This window comes from Kitasatospora sp. NPDC006697 (assembly GCF_042869935.1).
In the GTDB taxonomy this organism is placed as follows: domain Bacteria; phylum Actinomycetota; class Actinomycetes; order Streptomycetales; family Streptomycetaceae; genus Kitasatospora.
In genome coordinates this window covers 1-3,153 of sequence record NZ_JBIAGU010000073.1, presented here as the reverse complement: position 1 = coordinate 3,153, position 3,153 = coordinate 1, and the positions used below count along the sequence as shown (strand labels likewise).

1 rRNA gene is annotated in these 3,153 nt (G+C 57.1%); it reads right to left on the bottom strand.

What is annotated here, in order from left to right:
- Window positions 1–2: 2 nt before the first annotated feature.
- Window positions 3–3,102: ribosomal RNA gene (locus ACFYNO_RS41125) — 23S ribosomal RNA — on the bottom strand.
- Window positions 3,103–3,153: the final 51 nt, after the last annotated feature.

The window sequence follows — 3,153 nt, the reverse complement described above, 5'->3', positions numbered from 1 at the left end:
CTGAGGACAAGCCCTCGGCCTATTAGTACCGGTCAGCTCCACCCCTCACAGGGCTTCCACATCCGGCCTATCAACCCAGTCGTCTACTGGGAGCCTTACCCTCTCAAGGAGGTGGGAGTGCTCATCTCGAAGCAGGCTTCCCGCTTAGATGCTTTCAGCGGTTATCCCTCCCGAACGTAGCCAACCAGCCATGCCCTTGGCAGGACAACTGGCACACCAGAGGTTCGTCCGTCCCGGTCCTCTCGTACTAGGGACAGCCCTTCTCAACACTCCTACGCGCACAGCGGATAGGGACCGAACTGTCTCACGACGTTCTAAACCCAGCTCGCGTACCGCTTTAATGGGCGAACAGCCCAACCCTTGGGACCTACTCCAGCCCCAGGATGCGACGAGCCGACATCGAGGTGCCAAACCATCCCGTCGATATGGACTCTTGGGGAAGATCAGCCTGTTATCCCCGGGGTACCTTTTATCCGTTGAGCGACGGCGCTTCCACAAGCCACCGCCGGATCACTAGTCCCTGCTTTCGCACCTGCTCGACCCGTCGGTCTCACAGTCAAGCTCCCTTGTGCACTTACACTCAACACCTGATTGCCAACCAGGCTGAGGGAACCTTTGGGCGCCTCCGTTACTCTTTAGGAGGCAACCGCCCCAGTTAAACTACCCACCAGACACTGTCCCTGATCCGGATCACGGACCCAGGTTAGACATCCAGCACGACCAGAGTGGTATTTCAACGGCGACTCCACAATGACTGGCGTCACTGCTTCAAAGTCTCCCACCTATCCTACACAAGCCGAACCGAACACCAATATCAAGCTATAGTAAAGGTCCCGGGGTCTTTCCGTCCTGCTGCGCGAAACGAGCATCTTTACTCGTAATGCAATTTCACCGGGCCTATGGTTGAGACAGTCGAGAAGTCGTTACGCCATTCGTGCAGGTCGGAACTTACCCGACAAGGAATTTCGCTACCTTAGGATGGTTATAGTTACCACCGCCGTTTACTGGCGCTTAAGTTCTCAGCTTCGCCCAGACGAATCCAAGCTAACCGGTCCCCTTAACGTTCCAGCACCGGGCAGGCGTCAGTCCGTATACATCGCCTTACGGCTTCGCACGGACCTGTGTTTTTAGTAAACAGTCGCTTCTCGCTGGTCTCTGCGGCCACCCCCAGCTCAGACAGCAAGTGCCGTCACCAGGAATGGCCCCCCTTCTCCCGAAGTTACGGGGGCATTTTGCCGAGTTCCTTAACCATAGTTCACCCGAACGCCTCGGTATTCTCTACCTGACCACCTGAGTCGGTTTGGGGTACGGGCCGCCATGAAACTCGCTAGAGGCTTTTCTCGACAGCATAGGATCATCCACTTCACCACAATCGGCTCGGCATCAGGTCTCAGACTATATGTCGTGCGGATTTGCCTACACGACGTCCTACACCCTTACCCCGGGACAACCACCGCCCGGGCTGGACTACCTTCCTGCGTCACCCCATCGCTCAGCTACTACAGACTTGGATCGCCGGCTCCACCACGTCCCTTTGTCCGAAGACTCCGGGCCGGCTTCACGGGCTTAGCATCACCTGGTTCGCCGTTGGCGCTTCAAAGCGGGTACGGGAATATCAACCCGTTGTCCATCGACTACGCCTGTCGGCCTCGCCTTAGGTCCCGACTTACCCTGGGCAGATCAGCTTGACCCAGGAACCCTTGGTCAATCGGCGCAAGAGTTTCCCACTCTTGTATCGCTACTCATGCCTGCATTCTCACTCGTATACCGTCCACGACTCGATTCCTCGGCCGCTTCACCCGGCACACGACGCTCCCCTACCCATCACAGCCCCCGTTGGGAGTATTGCTGCAATGACACGACTTCGGTGGTGTACTTGAGCCCCGCTACATTGTCGGCGCGGAATCACTTGACCAGTGAGCTATTACGCACTCTTTCAAGGGTGGCTGCTTCTAAGCCAACCTCCTGGTTGTCTCTGCGACTCCACATCCTTTCCCACTTAGCACACGCTTAGGGACCTTAGTCGGTGTTCTGGGCTGTTTCCCTCTCGACCATGGAGCTTATCCCCCACAGTCTCACTGCCGTGCTCTCACTTACCGGCATTCGGAGTTTGGCTAAGGTCAGTAACCCGGTGAGGCCCATCGCCTATCCAGTGCTCTACCTCCGGCAAGAAACACACGACGCTGCACCTAAATGCATTTCGGGGAGAACCAGCTATCACGGAGTTTGATTGGCCTTTCACCCCTAACCACAGGTCATCCCCCAGGTTTTCAACCCTGGTGGGTTCGGTCCTCCACACGGTCTTACCCGCGCTTCAACCTGCCCATGGCTAGATCACTCCGCTTCGGGTCTTGGGCATGCAACTCAAACGCCCTATTCGGACTCGCTTTCGCTACGGCTACCCCACACGGGTTAACCTCGCTACACACCGCAAACTCGCAGGCTCATTCTTCAAAAGGCACGCAGTCACCCGAAGGCTCCCACGGCTTGTAGGCACACGGTTTCAGGTACTATTTCACTCCGCTCCCGCGGTACTTTTCACCATTCCCTCACGGTACTATCCGCTATCGGTCACCAGGGAATATTTAGGCTTAGCGGGTGGTCCCGCCAGATTCACACGGGATTTCTCGGGCCCCGTGCTACTTGGGAAATGAGCAAGCAAGCCGTACAGATTTCGTCTACGGGGGTCTTACCCTCTACGCCGGACCTTTCGCATGTCCTTCGACTACCCATACGGTTTCTGACTCGCCCGACTGCCGGCAGACAATCGAAGCTCACTCCCACGACCCCCTGAGCGCAACCCCTGCCGGGTCTCACACACTCAAGGTTTAGCCTCATCCGGTTTCGCTCGCCACTACTCCCGGAATCACGGTTGTTTTCTCTTCCTGCGGGTACTGAGATGTTTCACTTCCCCGCGTTCCCTCCACATACCCTATGTGTTCAGGTATGGGTGACAGCCCATGACGACTGCCGGGTTTCCCCATTCGGACACCCCCGGATCAAAGCTCGGTTGACAGCTCCCCGGGGCCTATCGCGGCCTCCCACGTCCTTCATCGGTTCCTGGTGCCAAGGCATCCACCGTGCGCCCTTAAAAACTTGGCCACAGATGCTCGCGTCCACTGTGCAGTTCTCAAACAACGACCAGACACCCAC